The sequence below is a fragment of the Aquabacterium sp. G14 genome, assembly GCF_037482285.1.
In the GTDB taxonomy this organism is placed as follows: Bacteria; Pseudomonadota; Gammaproteobacteria; order Burkholderiales; family Burkholderiaceae_C; genus Aquabacterium.
Genome location: NZ_JBBEYB010000006.1, coordinates 124,364 through 143,857 on the forward strand (window position 1 = coordinate 124,364; position 19,494 = coordinate 143,857).

The window sequence follows — 19,494 nt, forward strand, 5'->3', positions numbered from 1 at the left end:
GAGCGACCGAAATTTACGTAATTTCGTTGCCCAACAGCAACACTTTTGGGCGAGGTTCAGGGTTTCAGGACCCGCAGAATCTGCTCGCCATACGCCTGTAACTTTTTGACCCCGACGCCGCTGATCTGCCCCAGTTCACCCAAAGTCTGGGGCGCGACGCGAGCCATGTCGGCCAGCGTGGCGTCGTTGAAGACGATGTAGGCCGGCAGGTTGTGCTCGCGTGCAACCTCGGCACGCCAGGCGCGCAGGTCGGCGAAGCGCGCCAGTGCGTCGCCCGTCAGGTCGGCTGGCGCGGCAGGCTTGCCCGCCCCCTTGCCGGCCTTGCTGCGGCGCGGGGCCTCGGCGGCTTCCCGCAGGGTCAGTTGCACCTCGCCCTTGAGCACGGCACGCGCGCTCTCGGTCAGCGCCAGGGTGTTGTACTCACCCTCGGCCACCACATGGCCCAGGGCAATGAGCTGGCGCAGCACCGCGCGCCACTGGTTTTCGGACAGGTCGGCGCCCACGCCGAAGGTGCTCAGGCTCTGGTGACCGTATTGCTGCACCTTGTCGGTCTCCTTGCCGCGCAGCACGTCAATGAGGTGGCCGGCGCCAAAGCGCTGCTGGCCATGCTGCCAGAAGCGGTAGATGCAGCTGAGCAGCTTGCGGGCCGCGTCGGTGCCGTCCCAGGTGGCGGGCGGGCGCAGGCAGTTGTCGCAGTTGCCACAGGGCTGGCTCTCCTCGCCAAAATAGCTCAGCAGGCGCACGCGGCGGCAGTCGTGGGCTTCGGCCAGGGCCAGCAAGGCGTCGAGCTTGCCGCGCTGGATGCGTTTGAAGTCGTCAGCGGCCGGGCTTTCGTCGATCATGCGGCGCTGGTTGACCACGTCGGCCAGGCCGTAGGTGAGCCAGGCGTCGGCGTCACCGCCATCGCGCCCTGCCCGCCCCGTCTCCTGGTAGTAGCCTTCGATGTTCTTGGGCAGGTCCAGGTGGGCCACAAAGCGCACGTCGGGCTTGTCGATGCCCATGCCGAAGGCCACAGTGGCCACCATGACGATGCCGTCTTCGCGCAGGAAGCGGTCCTGGTGGCGCTGGCGCACCTTGGCGTCCAGGCCAGCGTGATACGGCAAGGCGGTGAGGCCTTGCTGGTTCAGCCAGTCGGCGGTTTCTTCCACCTTGCGACGGCTCTGGCAGTAGACGATGCCGGCGTCGCCGTCGTGCTCGTCGCGGATGAAGCGCAGCAGTTGCTGGCGCGGGTTGTCCTTTTCGACCAGGGTGTAGCGGATGTTGGGACGGTCGAAGCTGCTGATGAAGACGCGGGCGTCCTGCAGTTGCAGGCGCTCGATCATGTCGGCGCGGGTGTGGTCGTCGGCGGTGGCGGTCAGGGCCAGGCGCGGCACATCGGGGAAGCGCTCGTGCAGCATGCTGAGCTGCAAATAGTCTTCACGGAAATCGTGGCCCCACTGGCTGACGCAGTGCGCCTCGTCGATGGCGAACAGGCTGAGCAGGCCGCGCTCGTGCAGGCTGGCCAGTTGCGCCTGAAAACGCAGGTTGGTGACGCGCTCGGGCGCCGCGTAGAGCATCACCATGCGGCCGGCCATCATCTCGCGTTCGATGCGCTGGGTGTCTTCCAGGCTGAGGGTGCTGTTCAGGAAGGCGGCGTGCACGCCCACTTCTTCGAGCGCGCCGACCTGGTCGTGCATCAGCGCAATCAAGGGCGAGACGACGATGGTGACACCCTTGCCCGCCCGGTGGCGGGCGATGGCGGGCACCTGGTAACACAGGCTCTTGCCGCCGCCCGTGGGCATCAGCACCAGCGCATCGTGCCCGGCGGTGACGTGGTCGACGATGGCCTGTTGTTGCCCCCGGAAGGCGGTGTAGCCAAAGACTTCCTGCAGGATGGCCAGCGGCGAGCGGGAGGAGTCGTCGGAAACAGGCGGCACGGGGGCGGTCACAGGTAGAAAGAAAGGCCGGCAAGGCAAACCGGTATTGTGATGGCTCCCGCCCTGCCTCGCTCCGTCTTCCGGGCGCCCTCTTAAGCGTGGTCCGGCACCACGGCGCCGGTGTACGCGGCGATGAAGGCCGATGGCATGCGCCTGACCTTGCCTTCAGCGATGTCCACGCAAACGAATTCGGAGCGGCCGCGGAACACGGTGAGCCCATCGTCTTCACGGATGAACTGGTAGTGTCGCTGCAGTGTCAGTTTGTCGGCACGGGTCAGCCAGGTGCCCAGCACGATGCGCTCACCCAGCCGTGTGGCGGCCAGGTAGTTGAGCTCGTGCTGGCGCACGACCATGCCATGGCCCAGGGCCTCGTACTCCTGGGGCCCGAGCCCCAAGGCCGCGGAGTGCGCCCAGGCGATGTCTTCCAGCCACTGCAGGTAGACCACGTTGTTGGTGTGGCGCATGACATCGATGTGCTGCGGCTGCACGGTCACGCTCAGGGTGTAGGGCGGCTGGGGACGGTCCCAGTTCAAGGTCTCGGCACTCATGAACTTGAGTCTACCGGCTGCCCACCCACGAAGGCGAGCAGCTGTCCCTTGTGCATGGCCACCCAGTCTTCGTTGAGGGTCAGCGGCTGGGTGGCCACCAGCGCCACACGGTCACCGGCTTGGGTGTGTTCGGCGAAGTTCACTTCCATGTCCTGGTCCTGCAGGCGGGCGTGGCCGAAGGGATGCTGACGCAACAGGTAGTGCAGATGGGTGGAGCAATGCACCCACAGGGCCTCGCCCTGGCTGAGCATGAAATTGAAGGTACCGTGGCGGGCCACCTGCGGCACCAGTTCGCCCAGCGTGTGGTTCAGTTCAGTGACCGAGGGCATGGAGGCGTGACTCTTGGCGAGCTCCTGCATGAGCCAGCAAAAGGCCCGCTCGCTGTCGGTGTCGCCCACAGGCTTGAAGGTAGCGTGCAACTTGGGGTGGAAATCGACCAGGTTGCCGTTGTGGGCGAACACCCAGTAACGCCCCCACAGTTCACGCACGAAGGGGTGACAGTTTTCGAGCGAGACCTGCCCCTGGGTGGCCTTGCGGATGTGGGCGATGGTGTTGAGGCTCTTGATGGGATAGTGCTTGACCAGCTCGGCCACAGGCGATGACACGGCGGCCTGGTGATCGACGAACAGGCGCACACCCCGCCCCTCGAAGAAAGCGATGCCAAAGCCATCGGCGTGTTCGGTGGCACGTGTGGCAAAGCCCGAGAAGCTGAAAACGATGTCGGTGGGCGTGTTGCTGTTCATGCCCAGCAGCTCACACATGGCGAAATCCTGCAAGAAAAAGGGTGATGGCACGAAGGATACCAAGCTCACCTGAAGGAGGGCCCTCTTCCTGAGGACTGGACAGGTCGAGGTCAGCGGTCATAATCGCCGGGCTAACTAACGGCACCCTTTTTAACCAACCATCACCCATCAGGAATCAGGCCATGGCCTCCATCAACAAAGTCATCCTCATCGGCAACCTGGGCCGCGACCCCGAAGTGCGTTACACCCCCAGCGGCGCGGCCGTGTGCAACGTGTCGGTGGCGACCACCCGCAACTGGAAAGACAAGAACAGCGGCGACAAGGTCGAGGAGACCGAATGGCACCGTGTCGTGTTTTACGACCGCCTGGCCGAAATCGCGGGCGAGTACCTGAAGAAGGGCCGCCCCGTGTACGTGGAAGGCCGCCTCAAGACCCGCAAGTGGCAGGACAAGGACGGCAAGGACAACTACACCACCGAAATCGTGGCCGAGCAGATGCAACTGCTGGGCGGCCGTGAGAGCAGCGGCGGCGGTGGCTACGGTGGCGGCCAAGGCGGCAACCCCGAAGACTACAGCCAGGAAGCGCCATCGGCACCGAGCCGTCCAGCGGCTCGACCAAGCGCCGCACCGCGTCCGGCGCCAGCCCCCGCGCCCAAGTCGTCGACAGGCTTCGACGACATGGACGACGACATTCCGTTCTGATTTGAACAGTGCCTCCGCGCATCCCTCAAGCGATGCGCGCCGGTCCGCCCGATGGCCTCTGGCCTTCGGGCTTTTTTTGCGCCTGAAACGTCAGAAGCGCAGCTTGCCGGTCAACGTCTGCCAAAACATCACCCAATCCCCCATCAGGCTGTAGAGAGGGTAGGTGAAGGTGGCCGGGCGGTTGCGCTCGAAAAAGAAATGCCCCACCCAGGCGAAACCGTAACCCAGCACAGGCAAGGCCCACAACCAAAGCCAATTGCCCGTCGTGATCGCCGAGAACAGCACGATCAGCACCAGCCACGAGCCCACGAAGTGCAGGCGGCGGCAAGTGCGGTTGGCATGCTGAGACAGATAGAAAGGATAAAAGTCGCGAAACGAGGTGTAGCGGCTCATGACGGCTCCTGCGCCTGATGCGGTGCGCACAGCATGCCGCAGCACGCCGCTGCGCTCCATTCGTCAAGACCCGCGGTCCGGTCGCAGCAGGGCTTCGATCATGACCAGAGCGTAGCGACAGGCCACCGCGCGCACAAAGCGCGGGAAATCGATGTGCGCCGACTCATCGGCACGATCGGAAATGGTGCGCAGCACCACATACGGTGTGTCAAAGTCGTGGCAGACCTGGGCCACGGCGGCCCCCTCCATCTCAACGGCCAGCACGCCTGGCAAGTGATGGCGCAAGGTGTCGCAGTCAGCTGCCGCGTTGACAAACTGGTCCCCACTGGCAATGAGGCCACGATGGACGCGAGGCAACCCCAGGCCCAGCGAAGCGAGGTGCACATCCTTCAGCGGACCATTGACGCTCAAAGCCTGTGGGCTCAGGGCTTCGGACACCACCTCGTGGACGCGGGCAGTGAGGTCGACTGGAGGGTGCAGGTGGCTGACGCCCAGACCGGGCAGTTCATAGCGTGGAAACAGCGGAGACGCGTCCATGTCGTGCTGCACGAGCGCGTCGGCCACGACCACATCCCCCACCCTCACGTCCGGTCCCAGGCCACCCGCCACGCCGGTGAAGATGATCTGGCGACACGCCATCTCGGTGAGCAACACGGTGGTGGTGGTGGCCGCAGCCACTTTGCCGATGCGCGACAGCACGGCCACGATGTCACGCCCTTGCAGATGACCCACCCAAAAGGTGCGGCCAGCCCGCTCGATCGCCTGGGCATCGGGCATGGCATCCAGCAAGGATTGGAGTTCTTCAGGCAGGGCGGCGATCACGCCAATGCGGCCAGGGGTCGACAACATGGAAAATGGCAGTTGGCTGGAACCCCGCCATCATCGCTGCTTTCACGCCCGCGTGGCCTTTTGCCACCCATACCCTCATTTTTGACCGACAGGAATCGCCCATGTCCAACGCCCTTCAGTCTCTCCCCCTGGGTACGCCTTTGTCGCCCTCTGCCGCCCGCGTCATGCTGCTGGGTTCGGGCGAGTTGGGCAAGGAGGTGCTGATTGCCCTGCAGCGTCTGGGCGTCGAAACCATCGCGGTGGACCGCTATGACCACGCGCCGGGACAACAGGTGGCGCATCACGCCCGCACGATCACGATGAGCGACCCGGTGCAATTGCGTGCGCTGATTGAAGCCGAACGCCCGCATCTGGTGGTGCCCGAGATCGAGGCGATTGCCACGCCTGTGCTCGAAGAGTTGGAAGCCGCCGGCGTGGTGCGGGTGATCCCCACCGCACGCGCAGCCCGACTGACCATGGACCGCGAGGGCATCCGCCGGCTGGCCGCCGAGACGCTCGGCTTGCCGACCAGCCCCTATCGTTTCTGCGACTCTCTGGCCGAGTTGCAGGCGGCCATCGAGGGCAGCGACGGCCAGGCGGCAATTGGCTACCCCTGCATCGTCAAGCCAGTGATGAGCTCTTCGGGCAAAGGACAGAGCAAGATCGACACGCCCGCCGACGTGGCGGCTGCCTGGGACTACGCGATGGCCGGCGGGCGAGTGAGCCATGGTCGGGTCATTGTGGAAGGATTCATCGATTTCGATTACGAGATCACGCAGCTGACCGTGCGCGCCGCAGGGCGTGACGCCTCATCGAACCAGGTCACGACGCATTTTTGCGAGCCGATCGGCCACCTGCAGGTCAGCGGAGATTACGTGGAGAGCTGGCAGCCTCATCCCATGAGCCCGGCCGCCTTGCAACGCGCCCGTGACATTGCCCGCGCCGTGACCGACAACCTGGGCGGACAGGGCCTGTTCGGGGTAGAGCTCTTCGTCAAGGGGGACATGGTGTGGTTCAGCGAAGTGAGCCCACGTCCACATGACACGGGGCTGGTCACGCTGAGCACCCAGACGCAAAGCGAGTTCGAATTGCACGCACGGGCCATCCTGGGGCTGCCCGTGGACACCACCTTGCGAGCACCTGGCGCCTCGGCGGTGATCTATGGCGGCGTGGACGCCCAGGACGTGGTGTTCGAAGGCGTGGCCGAAGCCCTGGCCGAAGTTGGCACCGATGTACGCCTGTTTGGCAAGCCTGAAAGCTTCGTGAAACGACGCATGGGGGTGGCCCTGGCCACGGCCCATGACATCGATCAAGCCCGTGCCAAGGCCCGTCTGGCGGCCAGCCGGGTCCGCGTGAAAGCGGCGCAACCGGTGTGACGCTTCGGCCCTCAGGCCGGTTTCACGGGGGGCGAAGCCATGAAGTCGATGGTTTGCATCAAGGCGGGGTCGATGGACCCAGCCTTGCTCACCAACGCAGCGATGTCGAGGATCTCGATCTCGGCGTAACGCAGGGCCAGCACGCGCTCGCGCTCCATGGCGCGCAAGAGCTTGTTGATGGTCTGGCGTGAGACACCCAGCATGCGCGCAAGGTAGGCCTGCGGCAAGCGCACATGGCGACGCGCCGCCCCTTGCGTGGCCTGGCCGAAATTGGTGACCGAGAACAACAGACGACGCGCCAACTGCTGCTCCAGCGAGAGGCTGGCGTTGTCTTCCAGCGCAGTGAGCAGCAAGCGCAACTTGCCGCAGGCCAGCCGCGCCAGGTCACGCCAGTGCTGAGGATGCAGATCCAGCCAAGCTTCCAGCAAGGGACGTGAGACAACCAACACGGTCGAGGCGATGTCGGCCACGGCGTCCTGGCTGCGCGGCAACTGGTCGATGAGGGCGATTTCACCAAACCAGTGATAGGGCTCGGCGTACAACATCAATCGGGGGCTCCCATCGACCGGATTGACCGACCCCAGACGCAAGGCTCCCGCGACCACACAACACAGCGCCTCGGGCGGCCCGCCGCGGCTGAAAAGGCTCTCTCCGGCCTGCAAGTACACCAGACGCGACCGCGCCACCAGCGCCTCCTGGAATGCCGCAGGACAGCTGGCAAACCACAGGTGCGTCTGGAGAGCCGGCAAGAGGCTGGCGGGGGTGGGCTCCGAACGCGGTTTCATGGGGTGGTCATCGTTGATGAGTCCGAGATTTTCGGACGAATTTCAGCCGAGTTAGATGGGGCACATCAAATTGTCTCGAAATTGACAAACGCGCAAGGGAAAACCCCATACGATCGGCTGCGTAACGATTTGAACCCACCCTCAGCCCTCATGACGACCACACCAGCTGCTCACCCCGGTGCCATCCTGCGCACGCAGTTCATGGAGCCCTACGGTCTGTCGGCCAGCGGCTTGGCCATTCGCCTGCATGTGCCCGCCCCCCGCGTCAACGACATCGTGCGTGAGCGTCGCGGCATCAGCCCGGACTCGGCCTTGCGCCTGGCACGTTATTTCGGCACCACGCCGCAGTACTGGATGGACCTGCAAACCGCCTATGACCTGCGCGTGGCCGCCGAACTGGCGGGCGAGCAGATCCGACGTGAAGTGGCACCTGCGGACGCCATGCCCACCGCCTTGAAGGCTGCGTGATCGCCAGGGCCAACCTGACGGGCGACCGTGCCACGTCAGGTCATCGGCCTCACTGAAAAGCCACCTCGGCAAAGCTGCGCAGCTTGCGGCTGTGGAGTTGTCCGGCACGCTCGCTGCGCAAACGCTCGATGGCGCGCAGACCGATGCGCAGATGCTGATCGACCCGCTCGCGGTAGAACTGGTTGGCCATGCCCGGCAACTTGAGCTCACCGTGCAGCGGCTTGTCGCTCACACACAGCAAGGTGCCGTAGGGCACGCGGAAGCGAAAGCCATTGGCCGCGATGGTGGCGCTTTCCATGTCGAGCGCCACCGCACGGCTCTGACTGAAACGCCGCTCGGGCTCGCGCTGCGGCAGCAACTCCCAATTGCGGTTGTCGGTGGACGCCACCGTGCCGGTGCGCATGATGCGCTTGAGTTCGTAGCCATGCAGCTGCGTCACATCGGCCACCGCGCCTTCCAGCGCCAACTGGATTTCAGCCAGCGGCGGAATCGGCACCCACAGCGGCAGGTCTTCGTCGAGCACATGGTCTTCACGGACGTAGCCGTGGGCCAGCACATAGTCCCCCAGTTGCTGCGAGTTGCGCAGGCCCGCACAGTGGCCCAGCATGATCCAGGCATGTGGACGCAGCACCGCGATGTGATCGGTGATGGTCTTGGCATTGGCCGGCCCCACCCCGATGTTGACCATGGTGATGCCACTGCGGTCCTTGCGCATCAGGTGGTAAGCGGGCATCTGCGGCAAGCGAGGTGGCACCGCCCCCTGAGCGTCGATGACCTCGACAGCCTGCCCCACTCGGCGCGTGATGACGTTGCCTGGCTCGATGAACGCAATGCAATCGTCATCGTCGCGTGGATGGGCCGGATCGGGCGCACGGCGCATCAATTCGTGCCCCATGCGAACGAACTCGTCGATGTAGAACTGATAGTTCGTGAACAGCACGAAGTTCTGGAAGTGCTCGGGCGACGTGCCGGTGTAATGGCGCAGGCGGTGCAATGAGTAGTCCACACGCGGTGCGGTGAACAGCGCCAGCGGCCGAGGTGCCCCCCCCCGTCGCTCATAGGTGCCATTGGCGATGCCATCGTCCATCGAGGCCAGATCAGGCAGGTCAAACAGGTCACTCAACAGCAAGCGCCGCTCAGGCGTGAGACTGCCTTCCAAGTGCTGGTGTTCCCCCAGGCTGAAATGGATGGGGATCGGATCTCCACCCAACCCGACCTCCAGCGAGACCCCGTGGTTGGCCAGCAGCAGCTCGAACTGCACGCGGTAGTAGTCGGCGTACAGGTCGGGGCGGGTCAGCGTGGTCTCGTAAGTGCCGGGACCGGCCACAAAGCCGTAGGACAGGCGCGAGTCGGCGCGGGCAACGGTGTCGGTGTGCACACGCACGAAGGGGTACTTGCCCCGCACGGGCTGGCGGAAATTTTCACCGGCCACGAAGCGCTGCAGCGACTGGCGCAGGTGCGCGATCTGGGCGTCGTAGAGCTGGGTCACGTAGGCCAGGGCCGCATCGGCCTGGTCGAATCGCTGGGTGGGGAACTTCGGGGCAGCCATCTCAGGTCCTGACCAACAGTCAACGTGAAACCATTGTGCGCCGCATCACGGCGTCCGCGCCAGGGCGCAGGGCCCGCGGCGGGAGCGGCTGTCGTGTCCAGCCGACACCCCCTTGCGTCTGGGCTGACGCTCAGGGCCGCACGCCCGTCTCGGGCGGCGCTTCGGTGACGAAAGCCACGCGTTGCAAGCCCGCTTGCTGGATCGCGCCGATGAGCTCGGCGACACGGCCGTAGGGCACGCTCTGGTCGGCACGCAACTGCACTTCGGTATCCGGGCGCTGGCGTGCCAGGGCGCGGGCCCGGTCTGACAGCGCAGCCAGGGTGCTGGCTTGCTCGTCCAGGTACAGGCGGCCATCGGCACGCAAGGTGACTTGCAAGGTGGCCGACGGTGCGGTGGTGACCGGGGCATCGGTCTGGGGGAGATCAAGCGGCAAGCGGGCCCCCAGCAGCGGCGCCGTGACCATGAAAATGATGAGCAGCACCAGCATGACGTCGATGAGCGGCGTCATGTTGATGTCGCTGAAGGGGCGTTGCCCCTGGGGGCGGGTCAGGCGGCCAAATGCCATGGTGACGGCACCTCAGTCGGGACGGACGAGCAAGGTGTCGCGCAGGTCGAGCGCAAAGCCTTCAAGGTCAGCCTCGCACGCAGCGATGCGTTTGCCAAACAGGTTGTAGGCGAGCACCGCAGGGATGGCCACCGCCAGGCCGGCAGCGGTCATGACAAGCGCCTCGCCCACGGGGCCGGCAATTTGATCCAGACCAGCCGAACCCGAGCCGCCGATGGCCTGCATGGCATGAAAGACGCCCCATACCGTGCCGAACAGCCCCACAAAGGGAGAAACGGCGCCCACCGAGGCCAAGAGCACCTGACCAGCCTGCAAGCGCAAGAGCACGCCTTGCAGGCTGTCTCGCAGCCGACGGGTGAGTTGTGCTTCGGGCATGGCACGGGTGGCCAAAGTGCCGGGGGCCTCGGGTGCCTGCACCGCGTCAACCAAGGGCAGCAACACGCCGTCTCGGTCCAGCGTTTGCAGGGCAGAGCGGGCCGAGGCCAGGTCGGCAGCACGCCAGAAAGCCACGGTGCCGACCCGCAGGTCGCGACGCGCCCGCGCCAGCAGCCAGGCTTTCCAGAAGATGACGGCCCAGGTGCTGATGGACAGCATCAGGAGCACCAGGGCCACCGCACGACCCACGGTGTCGGCTTGCTGCCAGAACGGTGCCAAAGCCTGCATGGGGCGCCCTCGCGAAGGTGGTGTTACTTGAGCCCCAGCACGTCGTCCATGCCGAACAGGCCATGCGGCTGGTGTGCCAGGAAGCGCACGGCACGCAAACTGCCCTGCGCATAGGTGGCGCGGCTGGAAGACTTGTGCGTGATCTCAATGCGCTCACCAATGCCGGCAAACAACACGGTGTGGTCACCCACGACGTCACCACCCCGGATGGTGGCAAAGCCGATGGTGGACGGGTCGCGCTCACCGGTGACACCCTCACGGCCATACACGGCGCATTCCTTGAGGTCGCGCCCGACGGCCTCGGCCACCACCTCGCCCATCTTCAGCGCCGTGCCGCTTGGGGCATCGACCTTGTGGCGGTGGTGCGCCTCGATGATCTCGATGTCGTAGCCCTCTTTGAGGGCCTTGGCCGCCTGTGCCAGCAGCTTGAAGACGACGTTGACGCCCACGGCCATGTTGGGGGCCATGACGATGGCGATGTCGCGCGCGGCGTCCTTGATTTCGGCCTTCTGCTCGTCGGTGAAGCCCGTGGTGCCGATCACCATGTTGACCCCGAGTTCGCGGCAAACACGCAAATGCGCCAAAGTGCCTTCGGGGCGGGTGAAATCGATGAGGTACTTGGCGTTTTTCAGCCCCTCGCGCAGGTCCGAGGTGATGACGACACCGCTTTGCACCCCCAGGTAGGCGGTGGCATCGGCCCCCAGGGCCGGGCTGCCCGGGATGTCAAGGGCGCCGGCCAAGCGCGCGTCCGGCGCGTTCTGGATGGCTTCGATCAGCATGCGCCCCATGCGGCCCGATGCGCCCGCGATCGCGATGGCGTGGTGGGGGTGGCTGGTGGAGGGGGAAGCGGCGGTGCTCATGCGGGTTCTCGGTGAACGATCAGGAAAGGTCCCGTGGTACGGAACCTGAAGGACAAGACAAGAGACGGAGGCCTGCTGCAGGCTCAGCGGCTGCCGCCTTCCAGCGGCGGATAGGCGCGTGCCGCGCCCTGGGGAAGCTGGGCCACTGGCTGGGCCTGAGGCGGCGCGGGCAGCTTGGCAATCTGCTCGGGCGTCAGGTTGGCGGGTGGGTCCTTGCGATCCAGGGGCTTGGCGATGGAGGCGACGAATTCGTTCTCGGAAGGCAGTTCGGCCGTATCGAAGCGGGCCACGACGTCGTTTTCAAAGAAAACGGTGATGGTGCGCTTCTGGTCGGCTACGCCTTGGCGACGGATGGTGAAGACATAGTCCCAGCGGTTCGCGTGGAAGGGGTCCGCCAGCAAGGGGGTTCCGAGGATCTCGCGCACCTGCGCACGGCCCAAACCTGGCTGAATCAAGGCCATCACCTCCTGAGTGACGACGTTGCCCTGCACGACGTCGACGCGGTAGGGCTCCAGCAAGCCGAACAGGGTCTCGGGCTTGCTCCAAGACACGTTGCCCGTGCTGCCACAGGCGGTCAACAGCACGACGGGGGCCAAGGCAAGGAGGACTCGGCGAAGCGGGGTCTGCGTCATGGGGGAGGCTCGGTTCATACGAAAGGACACAAAAGGCGCACCAAGATGGCCCGACGGTTTCAAAGGTCGAAGCCATGTCGATATCATTGGGCATTCTAGCGGGGCCGCTCAGGAACTGCCCGCACGATGGAGCCCACCATGAATCACGCAGAAGAACTCAAGAGCAGCGGGCTCAAGGCCACCTTGCCCCGCATCAAGATCCTCGAGGTCTTTCAACAGGCCCAACAACGCCACATGACGGCCGAAGAGGTCTACAAGATCCTGCTCAACGATGGGTCGGACATCGGCTTGGCCACCGTGTACCGGGTGCTGATGCAGTTCGAGCAGGCCGGCCTGCTGTCGCGTAACCACTTCGAGGCCGGCAAGGCCGTGTTCGAACTCAACGAAGGGCAACACCACGACCATCTGGTGTGTGTGCACTGCGGTCGCGTCGAGGAGTTTTACGACGCCGAAATCGAGCGTCGCCAGCAGCAGATCGCGGAAGAACGCGGCTACAAACTGCAGGACCACGCGCTGTCACTGTATGTGGTCTGCAACCGCCCGGAATGCCAGAGCAAGGGCGGCACCGGCGGTCACGTACACCACCACGGCTGAGGCGTCGCGCGGCCTGCCTCGCGCCGCGTTCAGAGCCCGCCGCGCTCCATGGCGCGCTGGTGGCGCTCGGTGAATTCCTTGTAGGTGTCGATGCCGCGCAGTTGCAGCACGGTGTTGCGCACGGCAGCCTCGACCAGCACAGCCAGGTTGCGCCCGGCATCCACCGCGATCACGGCCTTGCGCACGGCCACCCCCATCACCTCTTCGTACAGAGGTTCGTAGGGCAGACGCTCGAACTCGCGCTCCATGGTCTCCTTGCGCACCAGGTGCACGATGAGCTTGAGCCGCATCTTGCGACGCACCGCCGTTTCCCCAAAGATGGCCTTGATGTCGAGCAGGCCGATGCCGCGCACTTCGAGCAGGTTCTGCAGCAGTTCGGGACAGCGGCCTTCGATGGCGGTGCGTGAAACGCGGTACAGGTCGACGGCATCGTCGGCCACCAGACCGTGACCGCGCGAAATGAGCTCCAGACCCAGCTCGCTCTTGCCCAGGCCGGACTCGCCGGTGAGCATCACGCCCAAACCCAGGATGTCCATGAAGACCCCGTGACGGGTGATGCGCTCAGCGAAATGGTGGGTGAGGTAGCCGCGCAGCACGTCGATGACGTGACCGGCCGGTTCTTGCGTGACGAACAGCGGGATGCCCGCGCGGCCGCACATGGCCATCAGCTTGTCGGAAGGCGCCTCGCCATCGGCGACGACCACGACGGGAGGCTCCAGGGTCACGATGCGCTGGATGCGGCGTTCCTGGTCTTCGGGGGTGGCATTCGAGAAGTACGCGGTTTCGCGTCGCCCGACGATCTGCACCCGGTAGGGGTGGATGTAGTTGAGGTAGCCCACCAGATCCGCCGCCGACTGGGCGAACTGCACGGCCGCTTCGTCAAACCGGCGCTCGGGGTGGGCGTGTCCGGCCACCCATTCCCAGTGCAAGGCCGCACGGTTGGCTTCGAACAGCGCCTCGGCGCTGATGATGGCAAGGTCTTTGAGGCTCACGGGCATAAGGTTGGGGGCGTCCTTCTCGGAACCTCATGATGCCGCAACCGCGAACCCGCAGCTGCGTCAGGCTACCGATTTGAGGGGCTGCCAGCGTTCAATGAGGCCATGCACCTCGGCGGCATCGGCCTCGGCGCGCAAGCGCTCACGCAGTTCACGGTTGGAGAGCATCTCTGCGATCTCGGAGAGGATCTCAAGGTGGCTCTGTGTGGCTGCCTCGGGCACCAGCAGGAAGATCAGCAGGTTGACGGGCTCGTCGTCCGGGGCATCGAAGGGAATCGGGTGGCTCAGGCGGATGACCGCTGCCAGGGGGTGTTTCAGGCCCTTGATGCGGCCATGCGGGATCGCCACGCCATGCCCCAGTCCCGTGGACCCCAGGCGCTCCCGCGCAAAGAGGTTGTCGGTGACCGTGGCCCGCGCAATGGCATGCTGGTTCTCAAAGAGCAGGCCTGCCGCTTCGAAGACGCGCTTTTTGCTCGTGGCGTCCACGTCCACCAGCACCTGGCTGACGGGAAGGATGGCGGAAAGACGGTTCATCTGAGTACAAGCAGGCTGGGCAGCAAAGGCCTTGCCCCGGCGACGGGGAGGGGTGAGCGGCGGATTATAGGAAAAAGTGAACCCCTTGGCGGGCAATTGTGCGCCGAATGCTGCGCCGCAGCAAGGGGCGCGCCCACCACGGCCTGGCACCCCATGAAAAACGGCCCCAGAGGGGCCGTCAACTTGGTGCTCACCTGCGCTGGCGACCCGCAATCAGGTCGCACCAAGCACACTGCTCGCCACGCGGTCGTCCGCGTGCTTATTGCATGGCATCCATTCCAAGGTCATGGTGCTTGATGGATTCGTGGTGGTGATCCTGGGTGCGTTCCTTGTGACGACAAACCTGGCGATCCAGCTTGTCCATCAGTTGATCAATGGCGGCATACAGGTCTTCGTGGGCGTTCTCCACGAAAATGTCCTTGCCTTTGACATGCAGGTTCACTTCAGCCTTCTGGCGACGTTCCTTTTCCTTTTGTTTCTCCACGGACAGGATGACGTTCACATCGACAACCTGATCGAAATGACGGGTCACTCTTTCCAGCTTGGTCATGACGTACTCGCGCAGGGCTGGAGTCACTTCAAGATGGTGGCCACTGATCGTCAAATTCATACTGCCTCCTTTCGAGAGCAGGGGGTGTTGAAAACAACCGGCTGACTGTGCACCTGAGCGGTGCATAAAGTGCCACCCGGGAATCCAGTGTGCCCATCTCCAAGCCTGATGACAAGGGCGTGACATGGGGGTTTGTCTGGATCACGCGCCCTGGAGGGAGAAAAGATTTTGTCTGTTGAGACAGGTCAATCGAAGCGCGGCGAAGGCCTGACAATAGCGGCCCATGAGCACACCTGATGTTGGCAACTCGCCTCTGGGGCGCACGCCTGTGGCCCCGACTCCGGCCGGATGGGCGTGGGCGCTGCTGGCCGTTGTGGCCCCGACGCTGATTGCCGCCCACGACCCGCCTTCCGTGACCTTTTACAACCAGGCGCTGGCCGTGCTGGGCTGGGGCTTGTGGCTGGCATGGATGGGCGGCTCGCCGCTGGCCGTGCCCACCACCGCCACGCGCGGCCAGGCTGCTGGCTGGGGCCTGACTGGCATGCTGGGCGCCTTGGCACTGGCAGCCTTCGGCGCCAGTGTGTTCGGCACGCTGCCGGTGGGCTTGAGCTTGATGGGCGGCGGCATGAGCTTGGCCGCCTTGCTGGCCCTGCGCAGCGGTTGGGCACAAGGACAAGCGGCCTGCCGCGACACGATGGCCGAACTGTTCTTCGGTGCGCTGGCCGTGGCCGGCGGCGTGGGTCTGCTGCTGGCTGCTGTGCAGGTGTTCATGCCCGAATGGGCCGATGGCACGCTGATCGCCCGACCCAATATGGCCGGCCGTGCGGTCGGCAATCTGCGCCAGCCCAATCACTTCAGCACCTTGCTGGTGTTTGCCTCGGCCGGTTTTGCCTGGCTGGGTGCACGCCAGCGTTTGCGTCCAGCGCTGGCCGCACTGGGCGTGGCGTTGTGCATTGCGGGCATCGTGTGGACCGCGTCGCGCACCGGCATGGTGGCCATGGTATTCCTGAGCGCATGGGGCCTGCTCGACCGACGCCTGCCTCGTGTGCTGCGCCTGACCTTGGCTGCGGCACCACTGCTGTACGCTGCCTGGTGGGGCGGCATGTGGTGGCTGTCCCATGCCGACCGAACGGTGGCCTTTGCGGGCGAGGCACGGCTGCACGATGGCAGCGACATTTCGTCGTCGCGCTTCAAGATCTGGGCCAATGTGCTGAGCCTGATCCAGCAACACCCATGGTGGGGTGTGGGCTACGGAGAATTCAACCTGGCTTGGACCTTGACCCCGTTTCCAGATCGGCCGCTGGCCTTTTTCGACCACACCCATAACGTGGTCCTGCAATGGGCCGTGGAGTTGGGCATTCCGGCGGCCATCGTGCTGAGCCTGTTGGCGCTATGGGGCTGGTGGGCGCTGGTGCGCCCCGGCACCGACACCGAACGGCGCACCGGCGAGCCCGCGACCGTGGGCGCCGCGGCCGTGATCGTGACGACGGCAGGCCTGCACAGTTTGCTGGAGTACCCGCTGTGGTACAGCTACTTCCTGCTGCCCACGGCGTTTGCATGGGGGCTCGGGCTGGGGGCTCGGGAGGGGGTGGGCACCGCCGCTTCGGTCTCCCGCCTGCCACGCTGGCGGACCGCTGGCGGCGTGGTGATGGCCGTGATGGCCCTGTGGTGCGCGCTGGACTACCAGGCAGCCGCCAACATCTACGCACCCCGCCCCGGAGCCTCGACGCTGGAGCGCCGCATTGCCTTTGCCAAACCCATGCCGTGGTGGGGCTACCAGGCGGACTACGCCGATGTGACCGTGGGAGGGGATGACGAGCCCAGCCGCCCCCCGCAGGCCTTCCGCCGCACACTGCACAACCTGCTGGACGCCCGCCTGATGATGGCCTATGCCCGGTCTTTGGCCGAGCATGGCGAGGTCGACAAGGCGCGCTTCGTCGTGGCTCGCCTCAAGGAATTCCGCAACGGGTCGGCCAAGGCTTTCTTCGCGGCTTGCGAGCGTCCGCCAGCAGCAGCAGGCACGGCGCCGTTCCAATGTGCGCCGCCCCAGCGGCATTACCCCTGGCGCACGTTGTTGCCCTGATGGCGGGCAGATGGCCGCACAGGTGGCGATCGCGCCTCAAGCCGCCTGCCAGTGCCCGGACTTGCCGCCCTGCTTTTCCAGCAGCCGCACGTCGGTGATGACCATGCCTTTTTCAGCGGCCTTGCACATGTCGTAAATGGTGAGCAGGCCCACCTGCACGGCGGTGAGGGCCTCCATCTCGACGCCCGTGGGGCCCACGGTCTGTACGGTTGCGCGGCACGTGACCGAACTGGCGACCTCGTCCAGCTCAAACTCAACGGCTACCTTGGACAGGGCCAGCGGGTGGCACAGTGGAATGAGGTCGGCGGTGCGCTTGGCACCCTGGATGGCGGCGATGCGTGCCACACCGAGCACATCGCCTTTGCCGGCACGGCCCTCAGCGATCAGGGCGAGCGTGCTGGGCAGCATCACGATGCGGCCTTGCGCCACCGCCACGCGCACGGTGGCGGGCTTGGCAGACACGTCCACCATGTGGGCTTGGCCCTGGGGGTCGAAATGGGTCAACTCGGTCATGGGCGGCGAACAGCAAAGCTGCGTAAAGACAGTCAGGAAACCGAACTTTGAGACGCCCTGAGGCTCTCAAGGCCGTGGCTTCGCAGCATACTGCACCGTTCCATTCGAGTTTTGTGTTCATGGTCCTGCCCCCCATCCCGACTGCCTGCACCAACCGCACCTGCGGCCCGCATGCCCCCTCGCGCAGCACGCGGCGCTGGGCCCTGGCCATGATCGTGGCGTGCTGTGCCGCCCCGCTGAGCACCGGGGCCCTGGCCGACAGCCCCACGGTCCCGGCGGCACCCGTGACCTTGCCTGCCCTGGGTGACTCGGTCGGACAAGACCTGTCAGCTCGGGCCGAGCGTCGACTGGGTGACCGCATCATGCGTGCCATCCGCGGCGACCCGGCCGTGATCGACGATCCCTTGCTGCTGGAGTACGTGCAAGCGTTGTGGGGCGACTTGCTGAGCGCGGCACGGCAACGGGGAGAGATCGGCCCGGATCTGGAAGACAGTCACGCGTGGGAGCCCTTCCTGGTGCGAGACAAGTCGGTGAACGCGTTTGCGTTGCCGGGGGGCTACATCGGCGTCCACCTGGGTCTGATGGCGATGACCACGACGACCGACGAGCTGGCCTCGGTGCTGGCGCACGAGTTGTCGCACGTGACCCAACGGCACATTGCCCGCATGATGGGGCAGCAGGCGCGCACCTCGTGGATGAGCATGGCCTCGATGGTGCTGGGCATCTTGGCGGCCAGCCGCAACCCGGCGGCCGCACAGGCGCTGATTTATGGTGGGCAGGCCGCCACCATCCAGGGACAGTTGAATTTTTCGCGCGACATGGAGCGCGAGGCCGACCGCGTGGGTTTCACGGTGCTGTCCGAGGCAGGCTTCGAGCCCGGTGGCATGGCGCGCATGTTCGAACACCTGCAACAGGCCTCGCGCCTCAATGACGACGGCAGCTTCCCCTACCTGCGCACCCACCCGCTGACCAGTGAGCGCATTGGGGAGGCACGTGCCCGCATGGGGCTGGATGGCTGGACCCAGGCCCTGCGAGCTCAACCCTCGGAGCACCAGCGTGCGGCCTGGCATGCGCTGATGTCTGCCCGCGCGCAGGTGCTGATGGACCCGCGCAGCGACGCCCTGCACCGGCTGAGCAACCTGACCCGCGCCGAGGAGGCGCGCCCCTTGGCGCAGGTGCGTCTGCACTACACGGTTGCGCTGGCCAAGCAGCGCATCGGGCAAGTGAGTGGCGCGGCGGCGGCAATGGCTCAGGCACGCCAGGCAGCCTTGAGCTTGCCGGCGACCCAGCAGCCGCTGGTGTGGCGCATCCTGACACTGAGCGAATCAGAAGGCCTGCTGGAGGCACAGCGCCCCGCCGAAGCTGCCGCCACGCTGATGCGCCCCGCCCCCCCATCCCCCGTCACGGCGCCACAGGCTGGCCGCCCGGAGTTGCTGCTGCATGCTCGACTGGCGCTGGCACAACCTGACAGCACCAGCCAGGTCGACGGATGGCGTGACGCCGCCAACCGGCTACAGACCCACGTCAGCGCGCACCCGCAAGATGCCGCGGCCTGGGCACTGCTGTCCGAGCTGTGGCGTCGATTGGAGCAGCCCTTGCGCGCGATCCGCGCCGATGCCGAAGCCGCGGCCGCGCTGGGGGACCTGCCGGGCGCCATTGAGCGGATTCAGGGCGCCCATCAGCGCTTCCGGCGTCCGAATGCGGCCGACGTGATCGAGCTCAGCGTGATGGACGCACGACTGAAGGCGTGGCAGCGTCAACAGCGCGATGACCTGCGCGACGAACGCTAAACCACTTTCCCTGCATGGTCTTGCTATAGTTGCGAATGATTCGCATTAACATAGCAGCAAGCGCGAACGAGGTCACCTTGTCCGCGCCAGCGACACCAGCCATGGTGTAGGTGGGGTGTGGGGCTCCACCTTCTTTTCCTTCACCGCCAAGGGGCCTGCCTCTTGGCGGTATTTTTTTATGGGTCTCGTGTCGCCTGCCAACGGACATCCGCCATCTTCGGTATCATCCGCGCTGACCGAAGGGGGAGTAGCACCACGCATCAGCGCGGGTGATGCCTCGTCAGCACGTTGGGAGCCCGTCCAGGCCACCCATCCGGGGCACACGACAGACGCCCGTCTGTTTTGCAAGACCTTTCGGCGCTTCATGCAAGCGGCCCATGGTGGGCCGCCCATGTTCGTGCCGACTGG

General features: G+C 65.4%; 21 protein-coding genes. 6 read left to right on the plus strand and 15 right to left on the minus strand.

The annotated features are described in order from the left end of the window. Positions 1-56: 56 nt before the first annotated feature. The 3 genes from recQ to WIT60_RS08685 all read right to left on the minus strand — a co-directional run bounded on the left by recQ (position 57) and on the right by WIT60_RS08685 (position 3,225). On the minus strand, positions 57-1,916 hold the full coding sequence (gene recQ, locus WIT60_RS08675; RefSeq protein WP_339583543.1) for a DNA helicase RecQ: 1,860 nt from the start codon (positions 1,914-1,916) through the stop codon (positions 57-59). Between the two features lie 92 nt (positions 1,917-2,008). Further along, the gene (locus WIT60_RS08680) at positions 2,009-2,464 is read right to left on the minus strand and encodes an acyl-CoA thioesterase (RefSeq protein ID WP_339583544.1); all 456 of its coding nucleotides are present in this window, start codon (positions 2,462-2,464) and stop codon (positions 2,009-2,011) included. After that, positions 2,461-3,225 carry a class II glutamine amidotransferase gene (locus tag WIT60_RS08685; protein WP_339583545.1) on the minus strand — a complete coding sequence of 255 codons (765 nt, stop codon included), beginning with the start codon at positions 3,223-3,225 and terminating at the stop codon, positions 2,461-2,463. Before WIT60_RS08685 ends, WIT60_RS08680 begins: the two co-directional genes overlap by 4 nt. A gap of 164 nt (positions 3,226-3,389) precedes the next feature. Here WIT60_RS08685 and ssb point away from each other — a divergent pair, with 164 nt between their 5' ends. Next, positions 3,390-3,908 carry a single-stranded DNA-binding protein gene (gene ssb / locus WIT60_RS08690; RefSeq protein ID WP_339583546.1) on the plus strand — a complete coding sequence of 173 codons (519 nt, stop codon included), beginning with the start codon at positions 3,390-3,392 and terminating at the stop codon, positions 3,906-3,908. Positions 3,909-3,998: 90 nt separating this feature from the next. On the opposite strand, the gene WIT60_RS08695 is transcribed toward ssb, so the two are convergent. After that, complete coding sequence (locus WIT60_RS08695) at positions 3,999-4,301, minus strand: Mpo1-like protein (protein WP_339583547.1); 303 nt, start codon at positions 4,299-4,301, stop codon at positions 3,999-4,001. Positions 4,302-4,364: 63 nt separating this feature from the next. Continuing rightward, positions 4,365-5,150, minus strand: a complete 786-nt coding sequence (locus WIT60_RS08700; RefSeq protein WP_339583548.1) for a 5'-methylthioadenosine/adenosylhomocysteine nucleosidase — start codon at positions 5,148-5,150, stop codon at positions 4,365-4,367. A 101-nt stretch (positions 5,151-5,251) separates the two neighbouring features. Here WIT60_RS08700 and purT point away from each other — a divergent pair, with 101 nt between their 5' ends. Then, on the plus strand, positions 5,252-6,505 hold the full coding sequence (purT, locus tag WIT60_RS08705; protein ID WP_339583549.1) for a formate-dependent phosphoribosylglycinamide formyltransferase: 1,254 nt from the start codon (positions 5,252-5,254) through the stop codon (positions 6,503-6,505). Between the two features lie 11 nt (positions 6,506-6,516). Here the strand turns inward: purT and WIT60_RS08710 are convergent, their stop codons facing one another. After that, entirely contained in the window at positions 6,517-7,290 is a 774-nt protein-coding gene (locus WIT60_RS08710; RefSeq protein WP_339583550.1) for a Crp/Fnr family transcriptional regulator, read from the minus strand. A gap of 150 nt (positions 7,291-7,440) precedes the next feature. Between WIT60_RS08710 and WIT60_RS08715 the strand changes: the two genes are divergently transcribed. Then, positions 7,441-7,758, plus strand: coding sequence for a HigA family addiction module antitoxin (locus WIT60_RS08715; protein WP_339583551.1), 318 nt, complete (start codon positions 7,441-7,443; stop codon positions 7,756-7,758). Between the two features lie 49 nt (positions 7,759-7,807). On the opposite strand, the gene WIT60_RS08720 is transcribed toward WIT60_RS08715, so the two are convergent. From WIT60_RS08720 to WIT60_RS08740, 5 genes are all read right to left on the minus strand, one after another. Continuing rightward, positions 7,808-9,307: an AMP nucleosidase gene (locus WIT60_RS08720; RefSeq protein ID WP_339583552.1), complete on the minus strand. Its 1,500-nt coding sequence runs from the start codon at positions 9,305-9,307 to the stop codon at positions 7,808-7,810. A 130-nt stretch (positions 9,308-9,437) separates the two neighbouring features. Next, complete coding sequence (locus WIT60_RS08725; protein WP_339583553.1) at positions 9,438-9,872, minus strand: ExbD/TolR family protein; 435 nt, start codon at positions 9,870-9,872, stop codon at positions 9,438-9,440. A gap of 12 nt (positions 9,873-9,884) precedes the next feature. Further along, positions 9,885-10,535 (minus strand): MotA/TolQ/ExbB proton channel family protein, encoded by a 651-nt coding sequence (locus tag WIT60_RS08730; RefSeq protein WP_339583554.1) that lies wholly within the window; start codon positions 10,533-10,535, stop codon positions 9,885-9,887. Positions 10,536-10,558: 23 nt separating this feature from the next. Further along, positions 10,559-11,395 carry a 4-hydroxy-tetrahydrodipicolinate reductase gene (dapB, locus tag WIT60_RS08735; RefSeq protein WP_339583555.1) on the minus strand — a complete coding sequence of 279 codons (837 nt, stop codon included), beginning with the start codon at positions 11,393-11,395 and terminating at the stop codon, positions 10,559-10,561. A gap of 83 nt (positions 11,396-11,478) precedes the next feature. Next, on the minus strand, positions 11,479-12,027 hold the full coding sequence (locus WIT60_RS08740; protein WP_339583556.1) for an outer membrane protein assembly factor BamE: 549 nt from the start codon (positions 12,025-12,027) through the stop codon (positions 11,479-11,481). 138 nt (positions 12,028-12,165) lie between these two features. Between WIT60_RS08740 and fur the strand changes: the two genes are divergently transcribed. After that, complete coding sequence (gene fur, locus WIT60_RS08745) at positions 12,166-12,621, plus strand: ferric iron uptake transcriptional regulator (RefSeq protein WP_339583557.1); 456 nt, start codon at positions 12,166-12,168, stop codon at positions 12,619-12,621. A 29-nt stretch (positions 12,622-12,650) separates the two neighbouring features. On the opposite strand, the gene hprK is transcribed toward fur, so the two are convergent. From hprK to hpf, 3 genes are all read right to left on the minus strand, one after another. Continuing rightward, positions 12,651-13,613, minus strand: a complete 963-nt coding sequence (gene hprK, locus WIT60_RS08750; protein ID WP_339583558.1) for an HPr(Ser) kinase/phosphatase — start codon at positions 13,611-13,613, stop codon at positions 12,651-12,653. 66 nt (positions 13,614-13,679) lie between these two features. After that, positions 13,680-14,150: a PTS sugar transporter subunit IIA gene (locus tag WIT60_RS08755; RefSeq protein WP_339583559.1), complete on the minus strand. Its 471-nt coding sequence runs from the start codon at positions 14,148-14,150 to the stop codon at positions 13,680-13,682. A gap of 259 nt (positions 14,151-14,409) precedes the next feature. After that, positions 14,410-14,760 carry a ribosome hibernation-promoting factor, HPF/YfiA family gene (gene hpf, locus WIT60_RS08760; protein WP_339583560.1) on the minus strand — a complete coding sequence of 117 codons (351 nt, stop codon included), beginning with the start codon at positions 14,758-14,760 and terminating at the stop codon, positions 14,410-14,412. A gap of 223 nt (positions 14,761-14,983) precedes the next feature. Between hpf and WIT60_RS08765 the strand changes: the two genes are divergently transcribed. Continuing rightward, positions 14,984-16,783: a PglL family O-oligosaccharyltransferase gene (locus WIT60_RS08765; RefSeq protein ID WP_339583561.1), complete on the plus strand. Its 1,800-nt coding sequence runs from the start codon at positions 14,984-14,986 to the stop codon at positions 16,781-16,783. A gap of 36 nt (positions 16,784-16,819) precedes the next feature. Here WIT60_RS08765 and moaC read toward each other — a convergent pair whose 3' ends face one another. After that, the gene (gene moaC, locus WIT60_RS08770) at positions 16,820-17,296 is read right to left on the minus strand and encodes a cyclic pyranopterin monophosphate synthase MoaC (RefSeq protein WP_339583562.1); all 477 of its coding nucleotides are present in this window, start codon (positions 17,294-17,296) and stop codon (positions 16,820-16,822) included. Positions 17,297-17,415: 119 nt separating this feature from the next. Here moaC and WIT60_RS08775 point away from each other — a divergent pair, with 119 nt between their 5' ends. After that, positions 17,416-19,086: a M48 family metalloprotease gene (locus tag WIT60_RS08775; RefSeq protein ID WP_339583563.1), complete on the plus strand. Its 1,671-nt coding sequence runs from the start codon at positions 17,416-17,418 to the stop codon at positions 19,084-19,086. The last annotated feature ends 408 nt before the right edge of the window (positions 19,087-19,494 follow it).